The 16,439-nt window shown below is 72.4% G+C and carries 13 protein-coding genes; 3 read left to right on the top strand and 10 right to left on the bottom strand.

Annotation, left to right across the window (positions count from 1 at the left end; genetic code table 11):
• Positions 1-2: 2 nt before the first annotated feature.
• The 9 genes from ACR68M_RS26215 to ACR68M_RS26175 form a co-directional block, all read right to left on the bottom strand.
• The gene (locus ACR68M_RS26215) at positions 3-773 is read right to left on the bottom strand and encodes a hypothetical protein (RefSeq protein WP_441246576.1); all 771 of its coding nucleotides are present in this window, start codon (positions 771-773) and stop codon (positions 3-5) included.
• A 56-nt stretch (positions 774-829) separates the two neighbouring features.
• Complete coding sequence (locus ACR68M_RS26210; RefSeq protein ID WP_441246575.1) at positions 830-3,151, bottom strand: hypothetical protein; 2,322 nt, start codon at positions 3,149-3,151, stop codon at positions 830-832.
• Between the two features lie 30 nt (positions 3,152-3,181).
• On the bottom strand, positions 3,182-3,739 hold the full coding sequence (locus ACR68M_RS26205) for a hypothetical protein (protein WP_441246574.1): 558 nt from the start codon (positions 3,737-3,739) through the stop codon (positions 3,182-3,184).
• A 158-nt stretch (positions 3,740-3,897) separates the two neighbouring features.
• Complete coding sequence (locus tag ACR68M_RS26200) at positions 3,898-6,123, bottom strand: WD40 repeat domain-containing protein (protein WP_441246573.1); 2,226 nt, start codon at positions 6,121-6,123, stop codon at positions 3,898-3,900.
• Positions 6,124-6,307: 184 nt separating this feature from the next.
• Positions 6,308-6,877, bottom strand: coding sequence for a GNAT family N-acetyltransferase (locus ACR68M_RS26195; protein WP_441246572.1), 570 nt, complete (start codon positions 6,875-6,877; stop codon positions 6,308-6,310).
• Positions 6,878-6,884: 7 nt separating this feature from the next.
• The gene (locus ACR68M_RS26190) at positions 6,885-7,349 is read right to left on the bottom strand and encodes a GNAT family N-acetyltransferase (RefSeq protein WP_441246571.1); all 465 of its coding nucleotides are present in this window, start codon (positions 7,347-7,349) and stop codon (positions 6,885-6,887) included.
• 1 nt (position 7,350) lies between these two features.
• Positions 7,351-8,289: an RluA family pseudouridine synthase gene (locus tag ACR68M_RS26185; RefSeq protein WP_441246570.1), complete on the bottom strand. Its 939-nt coding sequence runs from the start codon at positions 8,287-8,289 to the stop codon at positions 7,351-7,353.
• A gap of 34 nt (positions 8,290-8,323) precedes the next feature.
• Complete coding sequence (gene lspA, locus ACR68M_RS26180; protein ID WP_441246569.1) at positions 8,324-8,875, bottom strand: signal peptidase II; 552 nt, start codon at positions 8,873-8,875, stop codon at positions 8,324-8,326.
• Between the two features lie 184 nt (positions 8,876-9,059).
• Complete coding sequence (locus ACR68M_RS26175; protein ID WP_441246568.1) at positions 9,060-9,566, bottom strand: TraR/DksA family transcriptional regulator; 507 nt, start codon at positions 9,564-9,566, stop codon at positions 9,060-9,062.
• A 599-nt stretch (positions 9,567-10,165) separates the two neighbouring features.
• On the opposite strand from ACR68M_RS26175, the gene ileS reads away from it, so the two are divergent.
• The 3 genes from ileS (at position 10,166) to ACR68M_RS26160 (ending at position 14,936) form a co-directional block, all read left to right on the top strand.
• Positions 10,166-13,294: an isoleucine--tRNA ligase gene (gene ileS / locus ACR68M_RS26170; protein WP_441246567.1), complete on the top strand. Its 3,129-nt coding sequence runs from the start codon at positions 10,166-10,168 to the stop codon at positions 13,292-13,294.
• Between the two features lie 75 nt (positions 13,295-13,369).
• Entirely contained in the window at positions 13,370-13,792 is a 423-nt protein-coding gene (locus tag ACR68M_RS26165; protein WP_441246566.1) for an ester cyclase, read from the top strand.
• A gap of 19 nt (positions 13,793-13,811) precedes the next feature.
• Positions 13,812-14,936, top strand: a complete 1,125-nt coding sequence (locus ACR68M_RS26160; protein WP_441246565.1) for a LuxR C-terminal-related transcriptional regulator — start codon at positions 13,812-13,814, stop codon at positions 14,934-14,936.
• A gap of 75 nt (positions 14,937-15,011) precedes the next feature.
• On the opposite strand, the gene ACR68M_RS26155 is transcribed toward ACR68M_RS26160, so the two are convergent.
• Complete coding sequence (locus ACR68M_RS26155; protein WP_441246564.1) at positions 15,012-16,433, bottom strand: DivIVA domain-containing protein; 1,422 nt, start codon at positions 16,431-16,433, stop codon at positions 15,012-15,014.
• Positions 16,434-16,439: the final 6 nt, after the last annotated feature.

The raw sequence follows: 16,439 nt of genomic DNA, 5'->3' as shown, positions 1-16,439 counted from the left end.
GGTCAGTGCTTTCCGGTCGTGGGCCGCAGGTTGTACGGCATGGTCGGCAGCGGCGCGGAGTACGCGGGCGGCGCGGTCGCACCGACCTGACCGCCACCGCCGCCCTGGGCGTCGAACCCACCTGTCAGGGACTGCTCGGAGTTCTCGTAGCCGTCGGCCATCGCCTTCAGGCCGTCGGAGACTCCCTTGAGCCCTTCGCCGAGGGTCTTGAGGCCGCTCTGGGTGTCCTTGCTGTACTTGAGGTAGCCCTTCTCCCCTTCGGAGAACTGCTTCCCGGATTCGTCGTCGCCCCAGGGGGAGCTCCCCTCGGCACTGGAGAGGTAGGCCGAGAGGCGGGTGGCGAGCTGGGTCACCTGGTCTGCGGCCTCGAGTACGGGGCTGACGGCGGACCGGTACTGGTCCACGTCGACCTGGAAACCCTGCCCGGCGCCGCCGCCCCCGCCCCCGGACTGCTGCCCCTGCGCGTTGATCGACGCGGGTCGTGGCGACACCACCGTGCCCACACGCGGCGTCAGCCGAGCGGGCGTCACACCGTCCTGCTCGAAGGGCTGCAGCGGAGCCCGGCCCTGCTCCACCGGCTGCAACTGCTCGACCCGCGCCTCCTCGAACGGCTGCACCCGCGCCCGACCCTGCTCCACCGGCTGCAACTGCTCGACCCGCTCGAACGGGACCTCCTGCACGGGCTCCGCCCGGACGCCGAAGGTCTCCTGAAGGCGCGGGGCCTCCTGCGCCGTGAACCCTTCGCTGAACTCTTCGCTCTGCTGGTCGCTCATCGGGGGTCCTCGTTCGGTGGGAGCGGGGGTCGGACGGGTGGTGTGTCGGGAGGCCGTCAGGCCCCGCCGCCACCGGCGGCGGCGAGCCGTTCGAGGGCTGCCCGCAGGAAGGGGCTGGGCACCTGGAAGCCCTCCTCCTCCCGCAGCGGCGCGGGCCTGGTTGCGGTCGGCGCGGGCGTGGCCGCAGTGCCGCCACTCGCAGGGGCCGACTCCTCGGGCCGCCCGCGACGGGCGGCCACCGAACGGGACCGGTCCAGGTACGCGTCGTCCGCGTCACCGCCACCGGCGGCACCTGTCGGCTCGGCCGTCGCAGCCGGCTCCGAGGACCCCGAGGACCCCGAGGACCCCGAGCGGCCGATCGCCGACCCACCAGCCGACTCACCGGCCGACTCCTTCGGGTCCGCCGCGGAAGCGCCCTCGGCCGAACCCTCCGTAGGCGTGCCGAGGATCGCGCTCGCGAGCTGCGCCACCAGCGGGCTTTCCGCACCTGTGGGCCCGGCCACCTCGGCCTCGTGCGCCGCCGGGTGCTCCGACGTGCGGGCCTCGTCCACCCAGCGCTGCCGCATCTTGTGCCAGCTCTTGTCCCGGGGCTCCAGCTCGGTCGCCTGGCCGATCACACCGGAGTCGGTGCGCAGCGCCTCCTCCTCTTCCTCGCCCTCGCAGCCGAAGCGGGTCGGCCGCACGAAGCGGTTGCCGTTCTTCCCGCCGTTCTTGCCACCGCCGCGCGCTCCGCCGAATCCGCCGGGGGCGTGCATCCCGGCGGCACCAGGGCGGCCCGCCGTGGCTGCGGCGGTCCCGGAGCCGACTCCGCCGACCCCGGCCTTCCCGGCCGCGCTGCCGACGCCCGTACCGGTGCCGGCGCCGAGCCGCGAGGCGGCCGCACCGGCCCCGGCCAGCGAGGACGCACCGGCTCCCGTCGCAGAGCCCGCGCCGCCCAGCGCGCCGGAGAGCGAACTGCCGAGCGCGCTCCCGAGGCCACCGGCCCCGAGCCCGGCGGCCAGACCGCCACCACCGCCGCCACCACCGGGACCGCCACCGAGGCTGCCGGGGCCGAAGCCGAGGCTCGGGCCCGGACCGCCGCCGAACGGTGTCAGCCCGCCGGTGCTCGGGCCCGTGTTCACGCCGATGTCACCGAGTCCGGCCAGGTCCAGCTTGGGCTTGCCGATGTCGGAGCCGAAGACCGGCTTTCCGTCCGGACCGAGGCAGCCCTCGCCGCCGTGGGTCGAGGTGCCGTCCGGGAGAGTGCCGCTGAAGTCCGGCATGGTCGGCTGCGGCGGGACGAAGGGCTGGATCCGCGGCGAGGTCATCTGCGGACCGTGCCCACCCATACCGAAGTCGATACCGGAAGCGCCACCGTGGGCGCCGTCGAAGTCGGGCATCGTCGGCGGCTGCCCGTGCGGGATGGTGGGCATGGTGCGAGCACCGACACCGGAACTTCCCGATCCCCCGGTCCCGCCGCCGCCAGCACCACCCCCACCGGATCCACCACTGCCGGATCCACCGCTACCGGACCCACCGCTGCCGAATCCACCACTACCGGATCCACCGCCGAAGGGTCCACCACCGCCCGGCCCGCCCAGGCCGATCGGCCCCGGCCCGCCGAGACCCGCCGGCCCCAGGCCGCTGGGCAGGCCGTTGGGGCCCAGAGCGCCCGGCAGGCCGTTGGCACCCGTGCCGTCCGGCGCGGTGAGACCCACCGGCAGACCGTTGGGCCCAAGGGCACCGGGCAGGCTGTTCGGCGACAGGCCGTCGAGCCCCACCCGGGCGCTGCCCGGCCCGCCGGCCCCGCCGCCGGAACCACCCGCGCCACCTCCGCCGCCGAGCGCGCAGCTCTTGCCCGCGCCGGTCATCGACTCGATGTGTCCCGCGCTCTGCCGCAGCATGCCGTCCACGCCGGAGCCGACCTGGCCGATGTACGTGTGGTACGTCTGCGCGGCGGTCTTGATGCCCTCGGACTTGGCGATGTCGTCGTGCTTGCCCTCCGGGTGCTGCTGGATGTACTCCTTCGCGTACGCCAGCTCCCGCACCATCTCCTGCTTGGTCCCGGCGACGGCCCGCGCGGCGCCGTGCAGGTTGCTCGCCATCGCCTGCCCGGCCAACAGCGTGGTGGCGGCGTGCGAGTCGTCCCGGCCCGCGTACTTCTGCAGGTACTGCTCGTACTGCTCGGCCGCCGGGCCGGACATGTGCTCCATCGCGCGCTTGGCGGCGTCGATGATCGCCTGGATGCGGCTCTCGGCCACCTTGTTCCAGTTGTCCCAGGCGGACGCGAGGTCGGCGAGCAGGTCCTCGTTCCCGTTGGGGAAGACGATGTCCGCGCCGTTCTCGTTCTTCTGGACGGTCTTGAGTACCTCAGCGAGGTCGGACGGCAGCTCGATCATGATGACGAGTCACTTTCTGGACGGGCTGGGTCAGATTTCCGAGTGGTGGGAACCTCCGCCACCCACGGGGGGCCGCCCCGGGAACAGCGGGTTCGGGTGGTTGTAGTCGAGCGTCGGCGCCGCAGGCGGCACGTAGCCCGGGTCCTTGTCCTTGATGGGCGTGGGCGCGGACACCGGAGCCGGCGGGGGTGAGGACGGGGGCGGGGGCGACGCAGGGCTCGAACCCGAGCCGGAACCCGAGCCGCCGTCCTTGAGGATCTTGTCCAGGTCCTGCGAGTTCTGACCGTCCGTCAGTCGGTGGCTCTCCACCATCTGCAGCAGGTTCGCCGCCATCGCACCCGAGTTGGTGAGGTAGGAGCGGATGCCCTCCAGCACCTGCTGCTGGTGCACATCCACCCCGCCCACCGACGACGACCCGCCGGTCAGCGATTTGCCCAACAGGTCGCTGCCGTAGACCGACTTCTGCACCTGCTTGACCACCGCCTCGAGGTGGTTGGCGGGCTCCGCCAGATCGTCGAGCATGCTGCGGATCAGCTTGGCGGCTGACTCGACCTCTTCGAGGTCGATCTGGAACGACGCTCCGGCCACAGCCTCTTCCCTTCACGCGGTCGTACGGTCACAGAACAGTGAGCCGGCGGTGAGTCAGTCACTCTGGCCGCCAGCGCTAAACAGCCGATGGACAGGCGGTCGACCCGCGTAGACAGCAGGGCCGACCGCCCCCTCCAAATGCCCCTCCGAGCAACGTCTCAGAGCAGCGTCGGTCCGTCCACACCCACCACGTGCAGACCGGCCTCGCCGAAGGAGATGGCGAGCGGAGCCCGGTCGAGCGCCGCCTCGTTGAGCAGCGTGCCGCTGGCCAGGTGCCAGAGCCGGACGGTCGAGGCGGTGTCCCCGGCGGCGAGCAGAACTTCACCGTCAAGACTCTGGACTGCCAACGACCGCACGGCAGTTCCGCCGCCGTCGAAAGTTCCGAGCCGGGCTCCGTCCCGCACGCCCCAGACCAGCACCGTGCCGTCGGCCGTCCCGGCGACGACCACGGGGTGGTCGCCGCTGGTGCCGAAGGTCAGCGTCTCGGCGGGGGCTGACAGGCCGTCGAGGACCGGTCCGGCCCCGCCGCTCGCCGCGTCCCACAGCCGGACGGTGCCCTCGGCCCCGCCGGTGGCCAGCAGCCGGTGACCGTCGGAGAGACCGATCGCCATCGCGGTCACGCCCTGCGGGTGCGCGGTGAACTGGAGCAGCGGGCTGCCGTCGAGCGCCTGCCGGACTCGCACGGTGCCGTCCGCACCTGCGGAAGCGAGCAGCGCGGGCGCCCCGACGGAGCTCTCGGCGGCGAACCCGAGGGCGGTGACCGGGCCGGTGTGCGGGGTGGGCACCGAGAGTCGGGCGCCGGTCCGCAGCGCGTGGCAGCGGACCGCCCCGGCCGCCGTACCGCAGACCAGCGTCTCCTCGGCGACGGCCAGGGAGGTGATCGGCCCGCCGTCGGCGGCCAGTGCCCAGACCTCGCTGCGGCTCCCGGCGTCGGTCAGCCGCAGGCTGCCGTCCGCGTGGCCGGTGGCGATGACCGGACGGCCGTCCAGCTCGACGACGGTCAGCGTGTTGATGGCGGTGCCGAGTTCGTGGGCGCCGAGCGCGGCGCCGGTGACGGGGTGCCAGAGGGCGATCCGCCCGTGCTCGTCACCGGTGACCACGGTGGGGTTGCCGCCGAGGTCGAGCGCGGCGACGGCGGTCAGCCAGCCGGCCCCGGCGGGCCAGCCGTGCCTCGCCTCGCCCTGGTACACGTCCCAGGTGCGCACGGTGCCGTCCAGCGAGGCGGAGGCGAGCAGCGGGGCGCCGTCGGCCTCCAGGAAGGCCAGGCCGGTGACGGTGGCGGAGTGGCCGGTGAGCAGTGCGTGCGGCTGGCCGGTCGCCAGGTCCCAGAGCCGGATCTCGCCGTCCTGCCCCGCCGAGGCGAGCAGTGCCTGGTCACCGAGGGTCAGGACCGCCAGCGACGTCACCCGGCCCCGGTGGCCCACCAGCAGGTGCAGCCGCTGACCCGAGGTCACGTCCCAGACCCGGACGACCCCGTCCTCACCGGCGGCGGCCAGCAGGTGGACGCCTGCGCAGTGCGCGTGGACGAGCGCGGCCGCGCCCTGGCCGGCGACGTCGAGCAGGCCGAGCGGACGGCCGTCCTCCGCGCGCCAGGCCCGGACCTCGCCGAGGGCGCCCGCCGAGAACGCCAGCGGCACCCCCTGCACCAGCCCGGCCGCCACCGTCTGTGCTCCCTCGCCACCCGAAGTGCCGTGCAGCAGGGCGCCGCTGACGGCGTCCCAGACCTGTACCGCGCCGTCCTCGGCGCCGATCGCGAACACCTCCCGGCCGCCCACCGTCGCCAGCGCCACCGCGCTCGGCAGCAGCCCGGCGTCGGGCCCCGAACTGCCCAGCGACTCCCGGGTGTCCAGATCGGCCAGCCCGTAGCCCTGGCCCGCCTCCGCGATCGCGTACGCGGGGCGGCCCTCCACCGCGCCGATCACGGCCCTGGCCTGCGAGGCCACCGGGGCGTGCAGGGAGGCGCCCAGTGAGACGGCCGGAGCGGCCAGGGTGCTGGGAGCGGCGGGGTCGAGTGCCTGGGCCGCGAGCACCTCCAGCAGCCGGGCGCCCTCGGGCAGCGGCGCGGACGTGCCGTCGGCCCACAGCGCGTCACCTCCCGGCAGTACTCCGGCGACCCGCAGCACCGTCGCTCCGGCCGGCGGCTCGCCGCCCTGGAGACCGGCGCCGGCGGCCCGCAGTGCCGCGAGCAGACGCACCGTCAACGCGGCGTCCACCCGGCCGAGCCGGGTGGTGTGCCCCTGTGCCGTCAGCCGCTCGACCCGCAGCGCGCCATCGACCTCGAGCAGCAACTCCGTACGGCCGCCCGGCAGTTCCTCCCCGCCGAAGCTCAGCCGGATACCGGGCCGCTGGCCCTCCTCCGCGCGCTGTCCGTCCGTGTCCACCATTCCAGGCCCCCTCCTCCGCTCGGCGATCGAGCGGTGCCCCTGACCTGCCCGTTCGGGCAGAGGAATCGTTCGTACGGGTAACCCCAGGGCAAGATCGGCTTCTGCGTGCCGTTCCCTGCGTAGTATCGATCACCTGGGCCGGGAGAGTGCGAACCTTCACGCCACCCCCATGGCTACCCCGAGGTCAGCACAAATCGTCAGGGACCAGCGTGGCGTGTACCGCGTCGTGCAACTGGTGTGTGCGCGAGCTACGGAACAGGCCTGGGCAAAAACCCGCACGCCGGAATCCGATGAAAGCTCCGACCACCTGAACCGGCATGTTATCCGCTGCCGCGTACGCGTCGATACGGCGCAGGTCCAGCTGCTCGAATCCGTAGCGGCAGACGAGGCGCAGCGCAGCCGTGGCAGTTCGCATCCGACGCGCCTCGGGCAGCAGCCAGACGGCCGCCTCGGCCGTCCCCTCGGCGAGCTTCAGATTCACCAACTCGCCCCAGCCGACGGGGATTCCGCCCGATTCGACGGTGAAGTAGGCGGCCTTCTCCTGCTCCCAGAGCAGCGGTGGTACGGACTCGATCCACCGGGCGGCCGCCGCCTCGTCTGCGTGGCCAAAAACACCTTGCATGAACTCGCGCACCAAAGGGTCCTGACTACCCCTCAGCACCATTGCCGCGTCCCCCGGCACCGGCCGCCGGAGCACGACCTCCCGGTCCACCAGCGGCGTGAACTCCCCCAGACCAGCCACTATCTCCCCCATTCCAGACTCAGAAACTCCTGACCATCGTCCGGTGCGGAATCCCGGCGTCGTCGTAGACCGGGCCCTCGGCGACGTACCCGAGCCGCTCGTAGAAGCCGAGCGCCTGGGTCTGCGCGTGCAGCTCGCACTCGACGGCCCCCCGGGCCTGCGCCGCGGTCTCGACCGCGCGGACGAGCTCCGCGCCGAGGCCGGTGCCCCGGGCGGCCTTGACCACGGCGAGGCGGCCGAGCAGCACCCGGCCCTCGACGCCGCCGGTCAGGCCGAGCGCCTGGGGGCCGTGGATCAGTCGGGCCGTGCCGAGCGGGCTGCCGTCGGCGGCGACGGCGAGCAGGTGCTCGGAGGTCGCGTCCAGCTCGTCCCACTCCAGCTCTTCGGGGATCTCCTGCTCGACGATGAAGACCTCGCGGCGGACGGCGTGCACCAGCGCCAGGTCGTCCGCCCCCTCGGCGACGCGGATCGGCACGGCCGCCATGTCAGCTCTCCGAGGAGATGATGTCGAGGGCGCGGCGCAGGTCCTCCGGGTACTCGCTGTCGTACTGCACCCACTGCCCGTCGGAGGGGTGCTCGAAGCCCAGCGAGACGGCGTGCAGCCACTGCCGGGTCAGACCGAGCCGCTTGGCGAGCGTCGGGTCGGCGCCGTAGGTGATGTCACCGACGCAGGGGTGCCGCAGGGCGGACATGTGCACCCGGATCTGGTGGGTGCGGCCGGTCTCCAGCTTGATGTCGAGCAGCGAGGCCGCCCGGAACGCCTCGATGAGGTCGTAGTGCGTGATGGAGGGCTTGCCGTCCTTGGTGACGGCCCACTTCCAGTCCGAGCTGGGGTGGCGGCCGATCGGCGCGTCGACGGTGCCGCTCATCGGGTCCGGGTGGCCCTGGACGAGGGTGTTGTACTTCTTCTCGACCACGCGGTCGTGGAACTGCCGCTTGAGGTCGGTGTACGCGCGCTCGGACTTGGCGACGACCATCAGGCCGGAGGTGCCGACGTCGAGGCGGTGCACGACGCCCTGGCGCTCGGCCGCGCCCGAGGTGGAGATCCGGTACCCGGCGGCGGCCAGGCCGCCGATCACGGTGGTGCCGGTCCAGCCGGGGCTGGGGTGGGCCGCGACGCCGACCGGCTTGTTGACCACGACGATGTCGTCGTCGTCGTGGACGATCACCATGCCCTCGACGGGCTCGGCGATCAGCCGCACGGGTGCGGCGGGGGCGGGGATCTCGACCTCCAGCCAGGACCCGGCCACCACGCGGTCGGACTTGCCCGCGGTGGCGCCGTCGATGGTCACCTTGCCGTCGGAGGCCAGCTCGGCCGCCTTCGTCCGGGAGAAACCGAACATCCGGGCCAGGGCGGCGTCGAGTCGCTCACCCTCCAGGCCATCGGGGACGGGGAGGCTGCGGGTCTGCGCTGCGGTACTCACCCGTACGAGTATGCCGGACGGGAGAGCCCGGCCTTCACTCCGCCGGTCCGGCCTTGGTGGTCTGGTGGGTCGAGCCGTCCGGGTTGCTGCCCCGGAAGGAGAGCAGGACGACCAGGATTCCGCCGCAGACGATGGCCGAGTCGGCGAGGTTGAAGACCGCGAAGTGCTGGACGGAGATGAAGTCCACCACGTGCCCCCGGAAGACCCCGGGCGAGCGGAAGATCCTGTCGGTGAGGTTGCCGAAGGCGCCGCCGAGCAGCAGGCCCAGCGCGATCGCCCAGGGGAGGCTGTAGAGGCGGCGGGCGATCCGCCAGATCACCACGATCACGGCGGCGGCGATCATCGTGAAGACGATGGTCATCGCCTGGCCCATCCCGAAGGCGGCTCCGGCGTTGCGGATCACCTGGAGGGTGACGACGTCGCCGAGCACCCCGATCGGTTGGTGGCCCTCCAGCCGGGCGACGACCAGCAGCTTGCTGCCCAGGTCGATCACGTAGGCGAGCAGCGCCACCACCAGGAGCACACCGACGCGGCGGCGCCGCACGGTCTCCGCGGCGGCGGCTTCGTCGACCGACGACTGCTCCACGACACCCTCCGGGAGCGCGGTCGGGACGGACTCGTCCTGGGTCTGGGGGGAACCTGGCGTACTGATGATCAGCTCCGCTGCCTGTGGGCCGACGTTACCGGGTCGAGCGTACGGCAACGCCCCGCCCGCCCGTCCAGGGGCGCACGCAACCGGTGCGCCCCTGGTGCCGGCCCCGGCGGCCTGCCTACCTGCGTTCCTGCTTGGACTTGCACTGCACGCACAGGGTGGCCCGGGGGAAGGCCTGGAGGCGCGCCTTGCCGACGGCCTGGCCGCAGGACTCGCAGACGCCGAAGCCGACGCCCTCCAGGCGGGCCAGGGCGCGCTCGGTCTGGGCGAGGCTGTCGCGGGCGTTGTTGGCGAGCGCGACCTCACTCTCGCGGTTGATGTTCTTCGTGCCGGCGTCGACCTGGTCGTCACCTGCGCCGTCGTTGGAGTCCCGCATCAGGCCGGTGATCGCCGCCTCGGAGGCGTCGATCTCGGCGGTGAGCCGCTCGAGCTCGGAGTTGAGCTCGGCGTGCAGCTCGACCACCTCCGCCGCCGTCCAGGGCTCCTCCCCGGGGCGTACGGGCAGCTCGGCCGGGTCGACCGACTCGGCGCCGCCGCCCCTCGCACCGGTCCCCGCGTTGACGTGGGTGCGGCTGGTGGCCGCGACCCGTCCGGTGGTGCCGGTCTTACGCCGTGTAGTGCTCACGGTCCCCTCCCCTGAGTCGCCCGCCACGACCTTGCGTGCCGGCTTGGTGGCTGTGCCAGCGCCGGTTGCCTTCTCAGTCATGGCTTTCGACCTCATTCACGAACGAATCGAACCGCCGGTTCCCGGCGGTCTCCGGTGCCGGAACGATAATCCCCATCGAATCCGGTCACAACGGGACATACCGATGCCTCATATCGATCCCACCCGAGCAGCCGCCACCGAATGATCCCGTCGGGGTGCCGCCCTGGTGCTGACCAAGTTGTGCCCAGATCGACATCTGCTAACCACCGGCGCGGGGGCACAAACCCACTTGTCGGGCCCGATACACTGGGCCTGCAAGGCGCAGATGGGACGAGTACCGACGTACGCAGCCAGGAGCGACCCGGGGGTGGTGAGAGCCCGGGGGTGTGCGCGGCGGGAAGATCACCCCGGAGCCGCCGGAAGAACGGCCCGCAGGGCCCGGTAGACCCGGCAGCAAGCCCAAACAAGTGGGTCGCGAGCACCATCTGCGGCCAAGGAGGGTGGTACCGCGGGGCGGCATGCCGTCTCGTCCCTCCGTCGGAAGCCAGTCCACGCATCCGCCGGAGGAAGACACCGCGATGAGTAGCTACAACTCCGTACCCGCCCAGGTGGACCTGCCCGTCCTCGAACACCAGATCCTCAGCTTCTGGCAGGACAACAAGGTCTTCCAGCGCAGCCTGGAGCAGTCCGAGGGCCGCCCCGAGTGGGTGTTCTACGAGGGCCCGCCGACCGCCAACGGCATGCCCGGCGCCCACCACATCGAGGCCCGCGTCTTCAAGGACGTCTTCCCCCGCTACCGGACGATGAAGGGCTACCACGTCGCCCGCAAGGCCGGCTGGGACTGCCACGGCCTGCCCGTCGAGCTGGCCGTCGAGAAGGAACTCGGCTTCTCCGGCAAGCAGGACATCGAGAAGTACGGCATCGCCGAGTTCAACGCCAAGTGCCGCGAGTCCGTCACCCGGCACACCGACGCCTTCACCGAGCTGACCACCCGCATGGGGTACTGGGTCGACCTCGACGAGGCGTACCGCACGATGGACCCGTCCTACGTGCAGTCGGTCTGGTGGTCGCTCAAGCAGATCTTCGACAAGGGCCTGCTGGTGCAGGACCACCGCGTCGCCCCCTGGTGTCCGCGCTGCGGCACCGGCCTCTCCGACCACGAGCTGGCGCAGGGCTACGAGACCGTCGTCGACCCGTCGGTCTTCGTCCGCTTCCCGCTGACCTCCGGCCCGCTCGCGGGCGAGGCGGCGCTGCTGGTCTGGACGACCACCCCCTGGACGCTGGTCTCCAACACCGCCGCCGCCGTCCACCCGGACGTCACCTACGTGGTCGCGACCGACGGCAACGAGAAGCTCGTCGTCGCCGAGCCGCTGCTCGCCAAGTCCCTCGGCGAGGGCTGGGAGGCGACCGGGCAGTCCTTCACCGGCGCCGAGATGGAGCGCTGGGCCTACCGGCGCCCGTTCGACCTGGTCGAGATCGAGAACGCGCACTACGTCCTGAACGCCGACTACGTGACGACGGAGGACGGCACCGGCATCGTCCACCAGTCCCCCGCCTTCGGCGCGGACGACCTCGCGACCTGCCGCAAGTACGGCCTCCCGGTGGTCAACCCGGTGCTCGGCGACGGCACCTTCGCCCCCGAGGTCCCGCTGGTCGGCGGGGTGTTCTTCAAGAAGGCCGACGAGGCGCTGGTCGCTGACCTGAAGGCCCGTGACCTGCTGTTCCGTCACCTCCCGTACGAGCACAGCTACCCGCACTGCTGGCGCTGCCACACCGCGCTGCTCTACTACGCGCAGCCGTCCTGGTACATCCGGACCACCGCCGTCAAGGACGCGATGATCCGGGAGAACGAGGCCACCAACTGGTTCCCCGAGAACGTCAAGCACGGCCGCTTCGGTGACTGGCTGAACAACAACATCGACTGGGCGCTCTCCCGCAACCGCTACTGGGGCACCCCGCTGCCGATCTGGCGCTGCGAGGAGGGCCACCTCACCTGCGTCGGCTCGCTGGCCGAGCTGAGCGAGCTCACCGGCACCGACCAGAGCGGCCTCGACCCGCACCGCCCGTACATCGACGACGTGACCTTCGACTGCCGCGAGTGCTCGGGGGTTTCGACCCGCGTGCCCGAGGTCATCGACGCCTGGTACGACTCGGGGTCGATGCCGTTCGCGCAGTACGGCTACCCGTACCAGAACAAGGAGCTGTTCGAGAAGCGCTACCCGGCGCAGTTCATCTCCGAGGCGATCGACCAGACGCGCGGGTGGTTCTACACGCTGATGGCCGTCGGCACGCTGGTGTTCGACAAGAACTCGTACGAGAACGTCGTCTGCCTGGGCCACATCCTGGCCGAGGACGGCCGCAAGATGTCCAAGCACCTGGGCAACATCCTGCAGCCCATCCCGCTGATGGACCAGCACGGCGCCGACGCCGTCCGCTGGTTCATGGCCGCAGGCGGCTCGCCCTGGTCGGCCCGGCGGGTCGGTCACGGCACCATCCAGGAGGTCGTCCGCAAGACGCTGCTGACCTACTGGAACACCGTCGCCTTCCAGGCCCTCTACGCCCGCACCACCGGCTGGGCGCCCTCCGCGAGCGACCCGGCCCCGGCCGAGCGCCCGCAGCTGGACCGCTGGGTGCTCTCCGAGCTGAACACCCTGGTCCGCGAGGTCGACGCCGCACTGGAGGCGTACGACACCCAGCGGGCCGGCAAGCTGCTCTCCGGCTTCGTCGACGACCTCTCCAACTGGTACGTCCGCCGCGGCCGCCGCCGCTTCTGGCAGGGGGACGCCGCCGCGCTCGCCACCCTGCACGAGGCGCTGGAGACCGTCACCCGGCTGATGGCCCCGCTGACGCCATTCATCACCGAGCGCGTCTGGCAGGACCTGGTCGTGCCCGTCACGCCCGAGGCCCCCGCCTCCGTGCACCTCGCCTCCTGGCCGGTCGCGGACGAGACGCTGGTCGACACCGACCTCTCCCGGCACATGGCGCTGGTGCGCCGCCTGGTCGAGCTCGGCCGCGCGACCCGCGCCGAGTCCGGGGTGAAGACCCGTCAGCCGCTCTCCCGCGCGCTGATCGCCGCCCAGGGCTGGGAGGAGCTGCCCGCCGACCTGCGCGCGCAGATCGCCGAGGAGCTGAACGTCACCACCCTGGAGTCCCTCGCTGAGGTGGGCGGTTCGCTGGTCGACACCACTGCCAAGGCCAACTTCCGGGCGCTCGGCAAGCGCTTCGGCAAGGGCGTCCAGGACGTCGCGAAGGTGGTCGCGGCCGCCGACGCCGCCGTGCTCGCCGCCGACCTGCGGGCCACCGGCTCAGCCACCGTGCTGCTCGACGGCGCCGAGATCGCCCTCTCCCCCGACGAGGTCGTCATCACCGAGACCCCGCGCGAGGGCTGGGCCGTGGCCAACGAATCCGGTGCCACCGTCGCGCTCGACCTGCACATCACCCCGGAGCTCAAGCGGCTCGGCGTCGCCCGCGACGCCATCCGCCAGATCCAGGAGGCCCGCAAGAACTCCGGCCTCGACGTCGCCGACCGGATCGTGCTGCGCTGGCGCGCCGCCGACGAGGACACCGCCTCGGCCGTCGCCGAGCACGCCCAGCTGGTCGCCGACGAGGTGCTCGCCGTCGACTTCGCCGCCGGCGCGGCCGACTGGGAGTCGGAGAGCTTCACGGACGAGGGCCTCGGCCTGACCTTCCAGCTCCGCAAGGCCTAGCAGCTGTCGGCAGGGCCGTCGAAACCCCAGATTGTTGGGGTTCCGGCGGCCCTGCCGTCGTCCAAGACTGAGGTCATGGACACCATCGGACAGAACAAGAAGACCGTGACCGCTTTCATCCAGGCGCTGTTCACCGAGGGAGACCTCGGTGCCGTCGACGACTACCTCGCCGAGGAGTTCGTCAACCACGACCCGCCGTTCGGCTCGCCCGCCGACCGTGAGGGGATGCGGGCCGCCGCGGCGATGTTCCGGGCCGCCTGCCCCGACTGGCACAGCGACCAGCACCTGCTCGTCGGCGAGGGCGAGCTCGTGACCGAGCACTTCACCGCGAGCGGCGTGCAGAACGGCAGCCTGCTCGGCGTCCCCGGGACCGGCCGGACGGTCTCGCTGCCCGGCATCAACATCTTCCGCGTCCGCGACGGCCGGATCACCGAACGCTGGGGCCGGCTGGACGAACTCGGCCTACTGCGACAGCTCGGGCTGCTCCACCTGCCCTGACCGGAGTAACGTCGTGACCATGGCAGAAGCCGTCGCGCACCACAGGGTCGCCGCCCTGGTGGAGCGCTGCTACGCCGGGCTGGACGCCACCGCACTGGGCACCGAGGCGCTCCGCAGGCTCCGTACGGTCATGCCGGTCGACGCCGCGTTCTTCGCCACCGTCGACCCGGCGACCGTGCTCTTCACCTCAGCCCTCAGCGACGACCCGCTGCGCGAGGCCACCCCGCTCTTCCTCGCCAACGAGTACGAGCGCGCGGACGTCAACAAGTTCGCCGCCCTGGCGGGGGCCGCCGACCCGGTCACCACGCTCGACCACGCGACCCACGGCGACCGGCAGGCCAGCCCCCGGTACCGGGAGATCATGGCCTCGCTCGGGCTCGGCGACGAACTGCGGGCCGCCCTCACCACCGGGCCGGACTGCTGGGGCGTGCTCTGCCTGCACCGGGCCGACTCCCCGCACGGCTTCACCGAGCAGGAGCTCGCGCTCGTCCGGCAGCTCGCCCCGCACCTGGCCGAGGGGCTGCGGCGGGCCGTCGTCCTCGGGTCCGGCCCGGCCGGCCCGGACGCTCAGGGCGAGCCCGGCATCATCGTGCTCGACGACCGGCTGGCCGTCCTGTCCGTGAGCCCCGAGGCCGGGCAGTGGATCGCCGAGCTCACCGGGCATCCCGAAGCCGCCGCACCCGCCGCACCCGCCGGACTCGCCGAATCCACCGGACTCGCCGGGCTCACCGACGGTGAACTCCCGATCGCCGTCCGCGCGGTCGCCGCCCGGCTGACCAGGCTCGGTCGCGCCGACCCCGCCGGGCTGCCACCACCGACGCTGCGCCTCCGGGGCAGGTCCGGCCGGTGGCTGGCCCTGCACGCCACCCACCTCCGGGGCCCCGGCGGTCACCAGATCGGCGTGGTGATCGGCCCGGCCCCCGCCGCCCAGGTCAGCGCGCTGCTGCTCAGCGCCCACGGCCTCACCGACGCCCAGACCCGGGTCGCCGCCCTCGTCGTCCGGGGCAGCTCGACCCGGCAGATCGTCGACGAGCTGCACATCTCCGCCAACACCGTGCAGGAGCACCTGACGGCGGTCTTCGACAAGTTCGCCGTCCACAGCCGCCGCGAACTCGTCACCGCCGTACTCAGCAGCTCGCACTAGGCCCTGGACGGCCGCACGCGGAAGCGCCCCCATCGCTCAGGGCGGTGGGGGCGCTTCCGTGGTGACTGCTGACGACTAGTTGTCGCCGTCCTCGTCGATGAGGAAGCCGCGCATCGGGGCCGGAGCCTGCTGCATCGGCTGCGGCGGCTGCGGACGGACCGCGGCCATCGGCTGGGTCATCCCGACCGGCGCCATCTGCGCTGCGGAGCCGGCACCGTTCGGCTGGCTGCCGAAGGACGACTGGCCACCGAAGGAGGGCTGGCTGCTGCCGCCGCCGAACGACGGGGAGTTGCCGCCGAAGGACTGCTGACCGCCGAAGGACGGCTGGCTGCCCATCGCGGACGACCCGGCGGGCGCCATCGACGACGCGGCCGGCGGCAGCGAGGCGGTGGCGGGGATCCGCGGCGGGGCGAGCGAGTCGTCGGCCTGCGACTCCAGCTGACGCAGCTGGGTCTCCAGGTACGACTTCAGGCGGGTGCGGTACTCGCGCTCGAAGGCACGCAGGTCCTCGACCTTGCGCTCCAGCGTCGCGCGGGCGGACTCCAGGGAGCCCATCGCCACGCGGTGCTTCTCCTGCGCGTCCCGCTCCAGGGCGTCGGCCTTGGCGCGGGCGTCCCGCTCCAGGCCCTCGGCGCGGCTGCGGGCCTCGCCGACGATCTTGTTGGCCTCGGACCGGGCCTCGGAGATCGCCTGGTCGGCGGTCTGCTGGGCGAGCGCGAGGACACGGGCCGCGCTGTCGCCGCCGGGGCCCTGCTGCTGCATCGGGGCACCCATCGGGCCGCCGAGCTGCTGGCCCATCGGGCCGCCCATCGGCGCCAGTTGCTGCTGACCACCCATGGTCTGGCCAATCGACTGCTGGCCGTGCTGCTGCTGGCCCATCTGCTGCATCTGCTGCTGCTGCATGGGCTGCTGGCCCATCTGGCCACCCATCGGCTGCAGCATCTGACCGCCCATCGGCTGCACCAGCTGCTGCTGGCCGCCCATGGTCTGGCCGTGCTGCTGCTGGCCCATCTGCTGCTGCCCCATCTGCTGCATGGGCTGCTGGCCCATCTGCTGCATCTGCTGCTGCGGCATGGGCTGCTGGCCCATCGGGCCACCCTGGCCGGAGGGGAGCTGGGGCGCACCGGAGGGCAGGCCGAGGGGCTGGTTGCCCATCTGCTGCTGGCCCATCTGCTGCGGGCCGCCGAGCTGCTGGCCCATCTGCTGGCCGGGGCCCTGCTGGCCCGGCACCGGCGGCCCGGATATGGCGGCCGGCACGGGGGCACCCGGACGGGCGTCCTGCGGCTGCTGGTCCTTGCGCATGTTGGCCTGGTTCTGCGCAGCGGCACGCGTCGCAGCGGCCAGCTTGGCGCGCAGGTCCTCGTTTTCGCGCAGGAGGCGCGTCAGCTCGGCCTCGACCTCGTCGAGGAAGGCGTCGACCTCATCCTCGTCGTAGCCTTCACGCAGCCGGACGGTCGTGAACTGCTTGTTCCGAACGTCCTCGGGGGACAATGGCATCTCTTC

Origin of the sequence: Kitasatospora sp. McL0602, from assembly GCF_052076145.1 — a bacterium.
Taxonomy (GTDB): domain Bacteria; phylum Actinomycetota; class Actinomycetes; order Streptomycetales; family Streptomycetaceae; genus Kitasatospora.
This window is presented reverse-complemented; position numbering and strand designations above follow the sequence as displayed.

Bases quoted from the DNA above. Each gene is read 5' to 3' on its own strand.
- ACR68M_RS26210 (WP_441246575.1), bottom strand. From the start codon at position 3,151: ATGATCGAGCTGCCGTCCGACCTCGCTGAGGTACTCAAGACCGTCCAG.
- ACR68M_RS26155 (WP_441246564.1), bottom strand. From the start codon at position 16,433: ATGCCATTGTCCCCCGAGGACGTTCGGAACAAGCAGTTCACGACCGTC.
- ACR68M_RS26190 (WP_441246571.1), bottom strand. From the start codon at position 7,349: ATGGCGGCCGTGCCGATCCGCGTCGCCGAGGGGGCGGACGACCTGGCG.
- ileS (WP_441246567.1), top strand. From the start codon at position 10,166: ATGAGTAGCTACAACTCCGTACCCGCCCAGGTGGACCTGCCCGTCCTC.
- ACR68M_RS26195 (WP_441246572.1), bottom strand. From the start codon at position 6,877: ATGGGGGAGATAGTGGCTGGTCTGGGGGAGTTCACGCCGCTGGTGGAC.
- ACR68M_RS26165 (WP_441246566.1), top strand. From the start codon at position 13,370: ATGGACACCATCGGACAGAACAAGAAGACCGTGACCGCTTTCATCCAG.
- ACR68M_RS26200 (WP_441246573.1), bottom strand. From the start codon at position 6,123: ATGGTGGACACGGACGGACAGCGCGCGGAGGAGGGCCAGCGGCCCGGT.
- ACR68M_RS26160 (WP_441246565.1), top strand. From the start codon at position 13,812: ATGGCAGAAGCCGTCGCGCACCACAGGGTCGCCGCCCTGGTGGAGCGC.
- ACR68M_RS26215 (WP_441246576.1), bottom strand. From the start codon at position 773: ATGAGCGACCAGCAGAGCGAAGAGTTCAGCGAAGGGTTCACGGCGCAG.